This is a genomic window from Acidovorax sp. CCYZU-2555 (genome assembly GCF_018413525.1).
Taxonomy (GTDB): domain Bacteria; phylum Pseudomonadota; class Gammaproteobacteria; order Burkholderiales; family Burkholderiaceae_C; genus Comamonas.
The window spans coordinates 1-14,647 of sequence record NZ_JAHCDD010000111.1; the positions used below are offsets into that span (position 1 = coordinate 1).

At 64.3% G+C, this 14,647-nt stretch carries 13 protein-coding genes; 5 read left to right on the top strand and 8 right to left on the bottom strand.

Going from position 1 to position 14,647, the window contains the following annotated elements:
- Positions 1–337: 337 nt before the first annotated feature.
- The 5 genes from rlmH to KHY18_RS25195 form a co-directional block, all read right to left on the bottom strand.
- Complete coding sequence (gene rlmH / locus KHY18_RS25175; RefSeq protein ID WP_213306620.1) at positions 338–805, bottom strand: 23S rRNA (pseudouridine(1915)-N(3))-methyltransferase RlmH; 468 nt, start codon at positions 803–805, stop codon at positions 338–340.
- A gap of 13 nt (positions 806–818) precedes the next feature.
- Entirely contained in the window at positions 819–1,649 is an 831-nt protein-coding gene (gene rsfS / locus KHY18_RS25180; RefSeq protein WP_213306622.1) for a ribosome silencing factor, read from the bottom strand.
- A gap of 219 nt (positions 1,650–1,868) precedes the next feature.
- The gene (gene hemF / locus KHY18_RS25185; RefSeq protein WP_502769409.1) at positions 1,869–2,810 is read right to left on the bottom strand and encodes an oxygen-dependent coproporphyrinogen oxidase; all 942 of its coding nucleotides are present in this window, start codon (positions 2,808–2,810) and stop codon (positions 1,869–1,871) included.
- Positions 2,811–2,820: 10 nt separating this feature from the next.
- Entirely contained in the window at positions 2,821–4,104 is a 1,284-nt protein-coding gene (gene purD, locus KHY18_RS25190; protein ID WP_213306626.1) for a phosphoribosylamine--glycine ligase, read from the bottom strand.
- Complete coding sequence (locus KHY18_RS25195; protein ID WP_213306628.1) at positions 4,101–4,820, bottom strand: YebC/PmpR family DNA-binding transcriptional regulator; 720 nt, start codon at positions 4,818–4,820, stop codon at positions 4,101–4,103. Before KHY18_RS25195 ends, purD begins: the two co-directional genes overlap by 4 nt.
- A gap of 79 nt (positions 4,821–4,899) precedes the next feature.
- Between KHY18_RS25195 and KHY18_RS25200 the strand changes: the two genes are divergently transcribed.
- Positions 4,900–6,423, top strand: a complete 1,524-nt coding sequence (locus KHY18_RS25200) for a helicase HerA-like C-terminal domain-containing protein (RefSeq protein WP_213306630.1) — start codon at positions 4,900–4,902, stop codon at positions 6,421–6,423.
- A 71-nt stretch (positions 6,424–6,494) separates the two neighbouring features.
- Positions 6,495–7,358, top strand: a complete 864-nt coding sequence (locus tag KHY18_RS25205; RefSeq protein WP_213306633.1) for an enoyl-CoA hydratase-related protein — start codon at positions 6,495–6,497, stop codon at positions 7,356–7,358.
- 83 nt (positions 7,359–7,441) lie between these two features.
- On the opposite strand, the gene KHY18_RS25210 is transcribed toward KHY18_RS25205, so the two are convergent.
- Together KHY18_RS25210 and KHY18_RS25215 are read right to left on the bottom strand one after the other, a co-directional pair.
- Positions 7,442–9,229 (bottom strand): pyrroloquinoline quinone-dependent dehydrogenase, encoded by a 1,788-nt coding sequence (locus KHY18_RS25210; protein WP_213306636.1) that lies wholly within the window; start codon positions 9,227–9,229, stop codon positions 7,442–7,444.
- 83 nt (positions 9,230–9,312) lie between these two features.
- Complete coding sequence (locus KHY18_RS25215) at positions 9,313–10,101, bottom strand: c-type cytochrome (protein WP_213306640.1); 789 nt, start codon at positions 10,099–10,101, stop codon at positions 9,313–9,315.
- Positions 10,102–10,611: 510 nt separating this feature from the next.
- Here KHY18_RS25215 and KHY18_RS25220 point away from each other — a divergent pair.
- Both KHY18_RS25220 and upp read left to right on the top strand, forming a co-directional pair.
- Positions 10,612–11,583, top strand: a complete 972-nt coding sequence (locus tag KHY18_RS25220) for a threo-3-hydroxy-L-aspartate ammonia-lyase (protein ID WP_213306643.1) — start codon at positions 10,612–10,614, stop codon at positions 11,581–11,583.
- A 70-nt stretch (positions 11,584–11,653) separates the two neighbouring features.
- Positions 11,654–12,283: a uracil phosphoribosyltransferase gene (gene upp / locus KHY18_RS25225; RefSeq protein ID WP_213306647.1), complete on the top strand. Its 630-nt coding sequence runs from the start codon at positions 11,654–11,656 to the stop codon at positions 12,281–12,283.
- Positions 12,284–12,519: 236 nt separating this feature from the next.
- Here the strand turns inward: upp and KHY18_RS25230 are convergent, their stop codons facing one another.
- Positions 12,520–13,224: a YebC/PmpR family DNA-binding transcriptional regulator gene (locus KHY18_RS25230; protein ID WP_213306651.1), complete on the bottom strand. Its 705-nt coding sequence runs from the start codon at positions 13,222–13,224 to the stop codon at positions 12,520–12,522.
- Positions 13,225–13,445: 221 nt separating this feature from the next.
- Here KHY18_RS25230 and KHY18_RS25235 point away from each other — a divergent pair.
- A partial coding sequence (locus KHY18_RS25235) for a PQQ-dependent sugar dehydrogenase (RefSeq protein WP_213306654.1) occupies positions 13,446–14,647 on the top strand: 1,202 nt, incomplete at its 3' end.

The following is a 14,647-nucleotide window of genomic DNA, read 5'->3' on the forward strand; positions in this document are numbered from 1 at the left end:
ACGGGTCACAGTTTTGCCGCCGTTTGCCAAAATCGACCAGATTCTAAGTTATTGATTTATTTGACAAAAAAAGCTGTTTCTTGAGAGCCCGTCGAAGGATGAACGGCCTGCGCTCAAGGCATGAAGACGGGCCGTTCATGGTGCGACGCGGCCGGCTAGGCAAGCACACCACGAATGGGTCGCAGTTGCCCAAACCGACTACCTTTTAAGTCATTGATTTATTCAACAAAAAAAGCTGCTTCTTGCGAGCCTGCCTCGCCGGCCGCGTAGAAGGACAAACGGCCTGTACTCAAGTGATGAGCACAGGCCGTTCATGGTTCTACAGAGGCGCCGCCCCTTACTCGCGATGGTAAGGATGGCCCGCGTTGACCGACCAGGCGCGGTACAGCTGCTCGATGAGCAGCACGCGCACCATGGCGTGCGGCAGCGTCAGGTCGGACAGGCGTATGCGTTCGTGCGCCGCCTGGCGAAAGGCCGGCTCGAGGCCGTCGGGCCCGCCGATCACCAGCGCCACATCGTCGCCTTCGAGCTGCCAGCCCTGCAGACGCTGGGCCAGGGCCTTGGTCGTCAGGGTGGTGCCGCGTTCGTCGAGCACCACGATGCGCATGCCGCGCGGAATCGCGGCCTCGATGCGTTCGCGCTCGGCTGCGTACAGCGTCTCGAGCGTCTTCGAGGCACGCGGTTCGGTCTTGACCGCCTTGAGCTCCACCTTGAGTTCCGGCGGAAAGCGCTTGGCGTAATCGTCGTAAGCCGTCTGTGCCCAGTCGGGCACGCGCTGGCCCACGGCCACGATCAACAGCTTCATCCCTCAGGCCCTATCAGGAAGCCTTGCGGGGTGCGCGCTTGGCGGCAGGTGCCGCGGGCTTGGCGGTGCGGGGCACCGAAGCCTTGATGACCACGGTCTGGACCTTGGCTGCATCTTTCTTGACCGCCGGCTTCTTGGCGGCTGCGGGCTTGGCTGCTGCCTTGGCCGCAGACTTGGCTGCGGTCTGGGCGGCTTCCTTGGCCACGGCATTGGCCGCGGTCTTCGTCGCGGTCTTGGCGCTGGCTGCGGGTGCTGCCAGGCCCTTGGCCACGGTCTTCGCTGCGGGCTTCTTGGCGGCTGCGGGCTTGGCGGCGCTCTTGGCTGCGGTCTTCTTGGCCGCTGGCTTGGCGCTGTCTGCGGCCTTGGCCTTGGACTTGGGCGCTGCCTTGGCATCCGACTTGGCAGCCTTTTGCGCGGCCTTCTTGTCAGCCAACAAGTTCGCGGCCGAAGGCGCGGGCTTGGCGGCGCCGAGCTTCAGGCGCACGGGCTTGTCGCCCCAGATTTCTTCCAGGCGGTAGTACTGGCGGATGGCCGGCTGCATGATGTGCGCCACGGCGGCGCCGCAGTCCACAATGATCCATTCGCCGTTTTCTTCGCCTTCCATGCGCGGCTTGTCGAAGCCGGCTTCCTTGACGGCGTCGCGCACGCTGGCGGCGAGCGCCTTGGTCTGGCGGTTCGACGTGCCCGATGCCACGATCACGCGTTCAAACAGGGGCGACAGGTGTTCGGTGTTGAAGACCTGGATGTCTTGCGCCTTGACATCCTCCAGGCCATCGACGATGGCGCGCTGGAGCTTGGTGACGTCTTTTTTGGCGGCGGTTTCCGTTTTGGGGGTGGTGGTCATCAGGCGATGTATAGAAAAGGTTGTTCAATATAGCGCGCATCGGGGCTCAATGCCTCCTGCGGCTTGCCCCCCCGCGGTGTACCGCAGACTGGGCTGTTGCGTTGTTATTGGAATGATATGCGTGCCGCATCTGTGCGGTCAGCTATCGAAATTATAGTTTTTTGCAGCATAACCCCGCTGCGCGCACATCAAGTCCGTCAGAACGGCTGGTCCTGAGGCTCAAAGCCAGTCGCGCCGCACCAGGAATTCGCGCGTCAAGGCCGCTTCGGGCGAGCCCGGCGCGTCCTCGCGCTGGTAGCTCCAGCAGGCATGCGGCGGCATCGACAGCAGGATGGATTCAGTGCGCCCGCCCGACTGCAGGCCGAAGTGCGTACCCCGGTCCCAGACCAGGTTGAACTCGACGTAACGGCCGCGCCGGTAGCGCTGGAAATCGACTTCGCGTTCGCCATAAGGCGTGTCCTTGCGGCGCGCGACGATGGGCAGGTAGGCCTTGAGCAGCGAATCGCCGACCGAGCGCAGCATGGCGAAGCTCTGCTCGGGAGCCAGTTCGCTGAAGTCGTCGAAAAAGATGCCGCCCACGCCGCGCTGCTCGTCGCGGTGCTTGAGATAGAAATACTCGTCGCACCAGGTCTTGAAACGCGGATAAAGGTCGGCGCCGAACGGTGCCAGCGCATCGCGGCAGCCGCGGTGGAAATCCACTGCGTCTTCCTCGAAGCCATAGCAGGGCGTCAGGTCGAGCCCGCCACCGAACCAGCGCGTGGGCACCTGGCCCGGATGGCCGGCGGAGATCATGCGCACGTTCATATGCACCGTGGGCACATAGGGGTTGCGCGGATGGAACACCAGCGACACGCCCATGGCCTCGAACGGCGCGCCCGCGAGTTCTGGGCGGTGCTGCGTCGCCGATGGCGGCAGCTGCGCGCCACGCACATGCGAGAAGCCGCAGCCCGCGCGCTCGAACACGCGGCCGCCCTCCATGATGCGCGTGATGCCCTCGCCCTGCAGGCGCTCCTCGGGGCCCTTGGCCCAGGCATCGGAGAGGAAACGACCACCGCCCTCGCCTTCGACGGACTCGAGCGCGCTGGTGATCGCGTCCTGCAGCCCCGTCAGGTAGGCGCGCACGTTGTGCACGCTCGCGGGCGTCGCGCTGATTGCTTCCACGGGCCGCACCTCAACTCTTGATCGCGCGAAAGCCGATGTCGCGGCGGTACTGCATGCCATCGAAATGGATGCCGCGCGCCACGTCATACACACGCACCTGCGCCTGCTTGACGCTGTCGGCCAGCGCGGTCACACACAGCACGCGTCCGCCCGTGACCTGGGGCTGGCCGTTGACCAGGGCCGTGCCCGCATGGAAGACCATGGCGTCATCGGTTTCGGCCGGCAGGCCCGTGATCACGTCGCCCTTGCGCGGCGCTTCGGGATAGCCGTGGGCGGCCATCACCACGCCCAGCGCGGTGCGACGATCCCAGTCGAGTTCGACCTGGTCGAGCTTGCCGTCGACCGCCGCGCCCATCACGTCGACCAGATCGCTCTTGAGGCGCATCATGATCGGCTGGGTTTCGGGGTCGCCCATGCGGCAGTTGAATTCCAGCGTCTTCACGTGGCCGGTAGGGTCGATCATCAGGCCTGCATAAAGGAAGCCCGTGAACGGAATGCCGTCGCGTTCCATGCCGCGGATGGTCGGCAGGATGATTTCGCGCATCGCACGTGCATGCACGTCGGCCGTGACCACGGGCGCGGGCGAGTAGGCCCCCATGCCGCCGGTGTTCGGGCCTTCGTCGCCGTCCTTGAGGCGCTTGTGGTCCTGGCTGGTGGCGAGCGCGAGCACGTTCTTGCCGTCGCACAGCACGATGAAGCTGGCTTCCTCGCCTTCGAGGAATTCCTCGATCACCACGCGCGCGCCGCCGTCGTTGTGGCTCACGCCGTACTTGTTGTCGACCAGCATGAAGTCGACGGCGTCATGGGCTTCCTGCGCCGTGAGCGCCACGACCACGCCCTTGCCGGCGGCCAGGCCGTCGGCCTTGACGACGATGGGCGCGCCCAGACGGTCAATATAGGCATGGGCCAGCGCGGGGTCGCTGAACGTCTCATAGGCGGCCGTGGGAATGCCATGGCGCGCCATGAAGGCCTTGGAGAAAGCCTTGGAGCTTTCGAGCTGCGCCGCGGCCTTGGTCGGGCCGAACACCCGCAGGCCATGGGCGCGGAACTCGTCGACCACGCCGGCCGCGAGCGGCGCTTCCGGGCCGACCACGGTCAGGCCGATCTTTTCAGCCTGCGCCCATTCGCGCAGGGCCACGACATCGGTCAGGTCCAGGTTTTCGAGCTTGCCGCCCGCCAACGCCGTACCACCATTGCCAGGTGCAACATACACCTTGGTGGACTTGGGCGATTGCGCCATTTTCCACGCCAAAGCGTGCTCACGGCCTCCGCCGCCAATCACAAGAATTTTCATAAGTCTGCGTTGTGGTAAACGTCTTGAACGTCGTCCAGGTCTTCGATCATGTCCAGCAGCTTTTGCATGCGGGTCGCGTCATCGCCTTCGAGGGCGATGGTGTTTTCAGGGCGCATGGTCACTTCCGCCACGTCAGGCTTGAGGCCTGCGGCTTCCAGTGCATTGCGTACGGTTTCAAAGTCGGCCGGCGAAGTCAGCACCTCGATGGCGCCCTCCTCGTCGGTGACCACGTCCTCGGCCCCGGCTTCGAGCGCCACTTCCATGACGCGGTCCTCCGAAGTGCCGGGAGCAAAAATGATTTGTCCGCAGTGCTTGAACTGGAAGGCCACCGAGCCTTCCGTGCCCATGTTGCCACCGTATTTGCTGAATGCGTGGCGTACATCGGCCACCGTGCGCACGCGGTTGTCGGTCATTGTGTCGACAATGATCGCCGCGCCACCAATACCGTAGCCTTCGTATCGGATTTCCTCGTAGTTCACGCCTTCGAGGTTGCCTGTCGCCTTGTCGATGTTGCGCTTGATGTTGTCAGCAGGCATATTGGCTGCCTTGGCTTTCTCCACCGCGAGGCGCAGCCGGGGGTTGGCATCCAGGTCGCCGCCGCCCGCGCGTGCGGCCACCATGATTTCCCGAATGATACGGGTCCAGACGCGGCCCCGTTTTTCATCCTGGCGACCCTTGCGGTGCTGGATATTTGCCCATTTGCTGTGTCCTGCCACAGGAATTCCTTTGGTATTGATTTAATCTACTGATGGCGATTTTACTTTTGACGGCACGCATTTCCAGAGGAACTTCGATATGGCCCCACCACTCCTGATCGCACAGCACTCTGCCACAGAATGCACACTGCTGCCCGGCCTCGCCAATCGCCATGGTCTGATCACCGGCGCCACGGGCACGGGCAAGACCGTGACGCTGCAAAAACTCGCTGAAAGCTTCTCGCAGATCGGCGTGCCGGTGTTCCTCGCCGACGTCAAGGGCGACCTGGGCGGCATCAGCCAGGCCGGAAGCGTGGGCGACAAACTCGCGGCTTCGATCAAGGAGCGCGGCCTCACGCTGCCGACTCCGCTGGCCTGCCCGACCACGTTGTGGGATGTGTTCGGCGAGCAGGGCCACCCGGTGCGCGCCACCGTGTCCGACATGGGCCCGCTGCTGCTGGGCCGCATGCTCGCGCTCAACGAGACGCAGATGGGCGTGCTCAATCTGGTGTTCAAGATCGCCGACGACAACGGCCTGCTGCTGCTCGATCTCAAGGATCTGCGCGCCATGTTGCAGCATGTTGGCGACAACGCCAAGCAATTCACCACAGAATACGGCAACATCAGCGCCGCGAGCGTGGGCGCGATACAGCGCGGACTGCTGCAGATCGAGAGCCAGGGCGGCGACAAGTTCTTCGGCGAGCCCATGCTCAACATCCAGGACCTGATGCAGACCGACGCCGGCGGCCAGGGCGTGGTGAACATCTTGTCGGCCGACAAATTGATGAACGCGCCGCGCCTGTACTCGACCTTTTTGCTGTGGATGCTGTCGGAGCTGTTCGAGCAACTGCCCGAAATCGGCGATCCCGAAAAGCCCAAGCTGGTGTTCTTCTTTGACGAAGCCCACCTGCTGTTCAACGACGCGCCCAAGGTGTTGCTCGAACGCATCGAGCTGGTCGTGCGCCTGGTGCGCTCCAAGGGCGTGGGCGTGTATTTCGTCACCCAGAACCCGCTCGACATTCCCGACAGCGTGCTGGCCCAACTGGGCAACCGCGTGCAGCATGCGCTGCGCGCGTTCACGCCGCGCGACCAGAAAGCCGTGAAAGCCACGGCCACCACCATGCGCCAGAACCCGGGCCTGGACATAGAAACCGCGATCACCGAGCTGGCCGTGGGTGAAGCGCTGATCAGTTTCCTCGACGAAAAAGGCCGGCCCGGCGTCACCGAGCGCGTTTACGTGATTCCGCCAGGCAGCCAGATCGGGCCGATCACGCCGGCCCAGCGCCAGGCGCTGATGCAGTCGTCGCTGGTCGCCGGCGTCTACGAAAAGACCGAAGACCGTGAATCGGCCTATGAAATTCTCAAGCAGCGCACGGCCCAGGCCACGCCGGCCGCAACACCTGGCGGTTCCACGGCGCCTTCAGGCCAGGGCGCGGCCCAGGACGCGGGAATGATGGGCGGCCTCAACGACCTGCTGTTCGGCAGCACCGGGCCGCGCGGCGGCAAGCGCGACGGACTGGTGCAGACCATGGCCAAGTCGACCATGCGCACCATGGGCAATTCGCTGGGCAAGCAGATCCTGCGCGGCGTGCTGGGCAGCATCATGGGCGGCGGCAAGCGCTGAACTCCCCCGGCCGCGCCACACGCGTCACCCGGGTGACGTGCGTTCTCGCGCCGCGCCTCTAGAGTGGTGCAATGACCGCACCCACCGCCTCCCCTTCGCTGCACTGTTTTGCGCTGACCTGGCACGGCGCTGTCGCGCACCTGCAGCTCAACCGGCCCGACGCACTCAACACCATGCACCCGCTGTTCTGGCGTGAGCTAGACAGCGTGCTGCAGCAGCTGCATAACGCGGGCCAGGCGCGGGCCCTGGTCATCAGCAGCACGGGCAAGCATTTCAGCGCGGGCATGGCGCTGGAGACTTTCGCCGACCCGGGCTTTGCGCCGCAGGACGGCACGCCCGAAGGCCGGGCTGCGCTCAGCGACACGCTGGCCGACATGCTCGCCACGTTCAACCGCATCGAGCGCCTGCGCATGCCGGTGATCTGCGCCATCCAGGGCGGCTGCATAGGCGGCGCCGTCGACCTGATCAGCACGGCCTGCATACGCTATGCGACGCGCGACGCGTTCTTCTGCATCCAGGAAATCAACATCGGCATGGTCGCCGACCTGGGCACGCTGCAGCGCCTGCCCAAACTGATTCCCATGGGCATCGTCAAGGAGATGGCCTATACCGGAAGGCGCCTGCCCGCGGAGCAGGCGCTGACCCATGGACTGGTCAATGCGCTGTTCGACACGCCCGGGGCACTGATGGAAGCCGCGCTGGCCTGCGCCCACGAGATTGCCGCCAAGCCGCCCATCGCCATCTGGGGCACCAAGCAGGCGCTCGACTACGCGCGCGACCACAGCGTCGAAGACAGCCTGCGCCAGATGGGCTGGCTGCAGTCGGGCATCTGGAGCAACCGCCATGTCGGCGAAGCGGTGCAGGCGCGCCAGGAAAAGCGCGCGCCAGAGTTTCCGCCGCTCGCGCCGCTGCACGCGTTCGCCGATCCACGCTGAAAGAAAAAACCCCGCCGACATCGCTGCGGGCGGGGTTTGTCGGCGCCGGGTCTTGCGACCGGCGCGCGCCATCCGGGGATGGATTACTTGGCGGCCTTGGCGTCAGGCAGCGCGAACACGAACAGCGAGTGGCCGTTGTCGTTCACGTTCTTCAGCTCGGGGTTCACTGCCACGGCCGTAGGCGTCTGTGCGTGCGGGCCCGTCGTGATGGCGATGTATTGCTTGCCGTTCACGCTGTAGGTCATGGGGTTGCCCGACACCGAAGTGTTGAGCTTGCTGTTCCACAGCAGCTTGCCCGAGGCTTGCTCGAACGCCGTGAAGTTGCGCATGCTGTCGCCAACGAACACCAGGTCGCCCGCCGTGGTCAGCGCCGACGAAGTGAACAGCGCGGCCTGCTTCTTGACCCATTCCATCTTGCCGGTCTTCACGTTGAACGCGTAGAAACGGCCGGTGTTGGTCTCGCCGGGAGCCGCCTGGGCAGGGCCCGACTTCTGGAAGCCCAGCGCGCCGCCGGTGACGTACTCACCTGGATTGGGCGTCAGGTCACGGCACGATTCGGCCATGGGGAAGTAGAACGAGTTGGTCTTGGGGCTGTACGCGCCGGCTTGCCACAGCTTGCCCAGCGAACGGCCGCCGCAGACGTGCACGGTCTGGTCGATGGTCTTGGAGATCAGGTCCACATTGGGAATGGACTTGCCATCCTTGGTGAAGCCCTTGACCACGTTCTGGTAAGCGGTGTCACGCGCCCACAGCAGGTCGCCCGAATCGCGGTCCAGCACAAAGGCCGTGCCGTACTTGCCGGGAACCGTCACGATGACGTCGTACTTCTTGCCGGGCTTGACCTTGGCGCTCATGTAGCGCACTTCCTTGGCCTCGGGAGCGATTTCCGACTCGACCAGCACGCGTTCGAACACGCTGTCCAGATCCCAGTCGTCGCGGCCCAGATGCTGGTAGTACCACTTGACCTTGCCGGTCTTGGCATCGATGGCCAGCGTCGAGTTCGTGTACAGCGTCGCGCCGCCGGTCGTGCCGCGCACGGACTCAGCCCAGGGAATGGGCATGCCCACGCCCCAGAACAGGGTGTCGCGCTTGGCATCGTAGGCGCCGGTGATCCAGGCCGAGCCGCCGTAGCGGTTTTCGGGAGGAATGCCATTCCACGAAGCTTCCACTTCCTTGCGCGTCAGGTCGGACAGCGTGTTGACGCGCCAGACTTCCTTGCCGGTCTCGGCGTCGTGGGCCATGATGAAGCAGCCGCCGCCGGTGTCGGCGATCGAGCAGCCCGACATGCCGGTATAGATCAAACCGTTGACGATCATGGCGCCAGCGGTGTAGCTGAAGCCCTTCTTCCAGTCGGCGACCTGCGATTCCCACAGCGACTTGCCGGTCTTGGCGTCCAGGGCCACGATCTTGGCGTCAGGCGTGGTCAGGTAGACCTTGTCCTTGTACAGCACGATGTTGTTGCGCTGGCGATCGGCCTGGCTGGCGTGGTAGCCGCCGGTCCATTCGGGGTTCTTGTGCTTGTATTCCCAGATCAGGTTGCCGTTGGTGGCATCCAGGGCTTGAACCACAGCCTGGTTCATGCCGACGAACATCACGCCGTCACGCACCAGGGGAGCGACTTCGGTCAGGCCGCCCACGGGCAGCGACCACGACCATTCCATGCGCAGTTCGCCCACGTTCTTGGTGTTGACCTGTTCGAGCGGGCTGTAGGCCTGGTTGTCGACCGTGCGGCGCCACATCAGCCATTCACCGGCTTCGGGGTTGAGCACGTTGGCGTCCGTCACGGGACGGTAGGCGGCCATGTCAGCAAATGCTGCGGGCACGAAAGTGGCGCTGATCGCAGCAGCCAAGGCAAGGGTCTTGAAATTCATGAATGCAAATTCCGTCAAATAGGTGGCAAGGCGTGAGGGGGCCGGAGCGCGCAGCCGAAACGGCGCTCGCTCGGGACCGGTGCTCAGCGCAGTTTCTTGACTTGGTCCACGGTGATGCCGCCGAGCTTGTTGCCCCAGGCATTGCGTGCAAAGGTGGCGATCGCGGCCACATCGGCGTCCGCGAGCATGGGTGCGAAGCTGGGCATGTCGCCGCTGCCGACCAGGATCTGCTTGATGAAGGCTTCGTCGTTGCCGATCATCTTGTTGCCCTTCAAAGGCGCGCCGAACGCACCTTCGCCGCTGGGGCCGTGGCAGCCGGCGCAAGTCGCTGCGTACTTGTCCTTGCCCAGTTCGAACTGGGCGGCGTCCACGGGAGCGACCGTCTTCACGGCGGCGGTGGCTTGCGCGACCTTTGGAGCGGCCGTGTTGATCTTGCCCACGGTGGTAACTGCGTAAGCCACCTTGTTGAAGCCTTGACCGTGCACTTCGCCCGCGGCCTTGTCACCGGCGAAGGTGTACAGCGCGTGGCCGTTGAACGTGGCTTGCAGCGTGCCGTCGGCGCGCTTGACGGCACCGACCAGGCCCTGGGCCAGCAACCAGCCCTGGGGCTTGGCGCTCAAGGCCTTCACGGGTGTGAACTGCGACAGGCAAGCCTTGTCGCAAGCGGCCAGTGCAGCGGCTTTCTCGTCGCTCTTGGGCGAGTCGGTCAGCAGCGTGTAGGCCGTCTGGCCGTTGGCGGCCGCAACCAGCTTGCCCAGTTCCTGGGTCTTGCCTTGGATCAGTGTGAAATTGTTTGTGGGCTGTGCCAGCAGGCTGGCAGGAGCCATGAACGCAGCAGCCGACAGGGCTGCCACCAGGGTCTTCACGTACATGATTGTTGTGCTCTTTTCGTGGTTGAACTACAAAAGTGCGCGAATCGTTGCACATCTTTTACACATACAAAAAGACACACAAAGCAATAGGGCCTCGCCCTCATTGACTTGACATATATCAATCCAACGAAAGGTTCTATCCACGCTTCGGCTTTCAACCGGCGTCAGCGGCTGCTTTCCACCTCCGTAATGCCCGCAACAGCCGCCATCTCGCGCGCAGAGCCGAGGAATTGACCCGATACCCCCATAAAAAGGCATTGAAATGTAAATAAGAGTCATTTTTATCTGACTCCTATAGAAGACATTGCTTTAATTTCAGAAATTCGTGAAATTTCCGAAATACAAGAAAAGTTTCATTTTTTTACATTTGAAAAAGCATTTCCAGGGAACGAAATCCGGTTTTTCGGCACACGCCACGCAAACGATCCCGAAAGGCGCGCAGCGCTTCAGAAGGGCTGGCGCCTCGCTATGATGGGCTTACAACTTCCCCAACGTTCTACAAAGCGTCCCATGCCCTCTACCGCCACCCTTCCCAGTTACGCAGACGTATTAGCGGCCGCCGAGCGGCTCGAGGGCGTCGCACACCGCACACCGGTCAAGCGCTCGCGCACGGCCGACGCACTTTTCGGCGCGCAGCTGTTCTTCAAGTGCGAGAACATGCAGCGCATGGGCGCGTTCAAGTTCCGCGGCGCCTACAACGCGCTGTCGCGCTTCACCGACGCCCAGCGCAAGGGCGGCGTGCTGGCGTTCTCGTCGGGCAACCATGCGCAGGCGATCGCGCTGTCGGCGCGCATTCTCGAAATGCCGGCCGTGATCGTGATGCCCGAAGACGCGCCGGCCGCGAAGATGGCGGCGACGCGCGAATATGGCGCCCAGGTCGTGACCTACAACCGCTTCACCGAAGACCGCGAAGCCATCAGCGCCCAGCTCGCCCAGCAGCGCGGCATGACGCTGATCCCGCCGTTCGACCACGCCGACGTGATCGCCGGCCAGGGAACGGCGGCCAAGGAGCTGTTCGAGGAGGTTCCCGACCTCGACTATCTGTTTGTCTGCCTGGGCGGCGGCGGCCTGCTGTCGGGCAGTCTGCTGTCGGCGCAGGCACTCGCGCCGCAGTGCAAGGTCTATGGCGTCGAGCCCGAAACCGGCAATGACGGCCAGCAATCGCTGCGCAGCGGCGCGCTGGTGCGCATTCCCACGCCCAAGACCATCGCCGATGGCGCACAATCCCAGTCCCTGGGCGATATCACCTTTGCGCTGATCCAGCCTGCGGTCGAAGACATTCTTACTGTTTCCGACGAGCAATTGGTTCAGGCGCTGCGCTTTTTCGCCGAACGCATGAAAATCGTGGTCGAGCCCACTGGTGCCCTGGCCTATGCCGGAGCGCTGCATGGCGGCATCGAGCTCTCGGGAGCCCGTGTCGGCATCATCATCAGTGGCGGCAATGTGGACCTGAATCGCTACGCCCGCTTCCTCGCGGACTGATGCCTGGCCGCCACCGGCCCGCGGACCTGGTCCGCTGGCCCTCCATTACCCTGTCGAACCTACAACACACATGAGCCAAGTTCATCTTATAGACCACCCGCTGGTGCAGCACAAACTCACGCTGATGCGCCGCAAGGAGGCCAGCACCAACAGCTTCCGCCGCATGCTCGGCGAACTCAGCACGCTGATGGCCTACGAGATCACGCGTGACATGCCCCTGCAGGACATCGAGATCGATACGCCGATGGAAACCATGACCGGCAAGGTCATCGACGGCAAGAAGCTGGTGCTGGTCTCGATCCTGCGCGCCGGCAACGGCTTTCTGGACGGCATGCTCAATGTCGTGCCCGGCGCGCGCATCGGCCATATCGGCCTGTACCGCGATCCGCAGACGCTGCAGCCCGTCGAGTACTACTTCAAGATGCCCGCTGAAATGGCCGAGCGCGACATCATCGTCGTCGACCCCATGCTGGCGACGGGCAACTCGGCGGCGGCCGCCGTCGCGCGTCTGAAGCAATTGAACCCCAAGTCGATCAAGTTCATGTGCCTGCTGGCCGCGCCCGAAGGCATTGCGACCATGCAGAAGGCCCACCCCGATGTGGCGATCTACACGGCCGCGATCGACCGTGAGCTCAACGACCACGGTTACATCCTTCCCGGCCTCGGCGACGCCGGCGACCGCATCTTCGGCACGAAATAATTGCCCCCTGAGCCGCTTACGCGGTTTCCCCCCTCATCCTTCGGTGGGGGAACGGCAGCCTCGCTGCGCGGCGGCCCTTGCTCGCTGCCCCCGTTGGTGAGCCACGCCGGGATCGACAATTGCGCACTGTGCCTAAAACTGTACTTCGTGCCCGAGAAACAAAAAAGCCCATTGCGTCAGCAAGTGACTCAATGGGCTTGATGGCGAGACCGGCATTACGCCGGCCGGCAAAGTGATCAGTCGACCAGGCCGACGAACATGTTCTGCACATCGTCGTTGTCGTCGATGCCCGCGAGGAAGGTCTGCACTTCCTCGAGTTGTTCGGCGCTCAGGCTGGCCGCGCTGATGGGCGTCTTGGCCTTGTAGCCGAGCTTGGCCGACAGCACCGTGAAGCCTTGTGCGGGCAGCGCCTTGCTGACCAGATCGAGATCGGTGGGGTCGGTCAGGAACAGCGTGCTGCCTTCGGCGTCGCCCGCTTCGAAGTCTTGCGCACCGGCTTCGATCGCCGCCACTTCGGCGTCGGCTCCGGCTTGCGCGGGTTCGGCTTCGATCATGCCCACATAGTCGAAGTCCCAGGCCACGGCGCTCATCTGGCCCTTGCGGAACGCCACGCGCATTTCGGGCGCGGTGCGGTTCACGTTGTCGGTCAGGCATTCGACCATCACCGGCACGCGGTGCGGCGCATAGCCTTCATAGATCACATGTTCGAAATTGACGGTTTCGCCCGTCAGGCCCGCGCCCTTCTTGATGGCGCGTTCAAGCGTGTCCTTGGGCATGGACACCTTGCGGGCCTGCTCCACGACCAGGCGCAGCTTGGAGTTCGCTGCCGGGTCGGCACCGCCGCGTGCGGCGACCATGATTTCCTTGGCCAATTTGCCAAACAGCTTGCCCTTGGCATCGGCAACCTGTGCCTTGCCCTTCGATTTCCACTGCGCGCCCATGAATTGTTTTCCTTCAGGTAAAAGGCGCGCACGCTCCCACCGGGCACACGCACCCCAAAGGGTGGAGGTTATACACCTGTGAGAGGCCGCGCGATTTAGTCAAGCGGATTGCAGGGGTATGGGCAGCGGCGCCAAGGCGCACAAAACTATGCTGGCAGAGCCTGGTCCCTTGCGGGGCCCGGACCCTGCCCTTTGTTTTCCCCATCTGGAGAAGTCTGCCCATGCGTTCCAAGTTCACCCTCCTCATCGCTGCCTTCGCGGGTGCCCTGGCGGGGGCCGCGCCGGCCGGCGCGCATCCTTTGGCGGCCACGCCGGACAGCGCCGACGCGCCGCGCGTCGAGGCCAAGGCCATTGCCAGCGGGCTCGAAAACCCCTGGGGCCTGGCGTTTTTGCCCGATGGCCGCTATCTGGTCACCGAACGCCCCGGGCGCATGCGCATCGTCGAAGCCGACGGCCGGCTGCGCGAACCCCTGGCCGGCCTGCCCAAGATCGCCGCGGGCGGCCAGGGCGGCCTGCTCGACGTGATTCTAGACAGCGAGTTCGAGCGCAACCGCACGCTGTACTTCTGCTTTTCCGAGCCCGGCGCCGACGGCAACACCGCCGTGAACAGCACGGCGCTGGCGCGCGCCAATCTTTCCGCCGACGCGACGCGCCTGGAGAACGTGCAGGTGATCTTCTCGCAGCAGCCCAAGTACGCGAGCCGCCTGCATTTCGGCTGCCGCATCGTCGAGCGCGAAGTCGGCGGAAAGTCCGATGGCACGCTGTTCCTGGCGCTGGGCGAGCGCTCGACCGCCAAGGAAGAGGCGCAGAACCTGCGCAGCCATTTCGGCAAGCTGGTGCGCGTGCGCAAGGACGGCAAGGTGCCGACCGACAACCCGTTCGCCGGGGGCGCCTCAGCCGGGGGCGCCTCAGCCGGCCGCGCCGACGCGCTGCCCGAGATCTGGAGCTACGGCCACCGCAGCCCCCAGGGCGCGGCGCTCGCGCCCGACGGCCAGCTCTGGGTGCACGAGCATGGCCCCCAGGGCGGCGACGAAGTCAACCAGCCCATGGCCGGCAAGAACTATGGCTGGCCGGTGATCACCTACGGCGAGAACTATGGCGGCGGCGCGATCGGCAAGGGCATTACCGCGCAGCCGGGCATGGAGCAGCCCGCGCATTACTGGGTGCCGTCGATCGCCCCGTCAGGCATGGCCTTCATCACCAGCGACCGCTATGGCGCGGCCTGGAAAGGGCAGATGGTGGTGGGCGCGCTCAAGAGCCAGATGCTCGAACGCCTGACGCTGCAAAACGGCAAGGTCACGGCGCGGCACCTGCTGCTGCCGCAGTTGGGCCAGCGCGTGCGCGACGTGCGCCAGGGGCCCGACGGCTGGCTCTATCTGCTGACCGATGCGCGCAACGGCCAGCTGCTGCGCGTGCAGCTCAC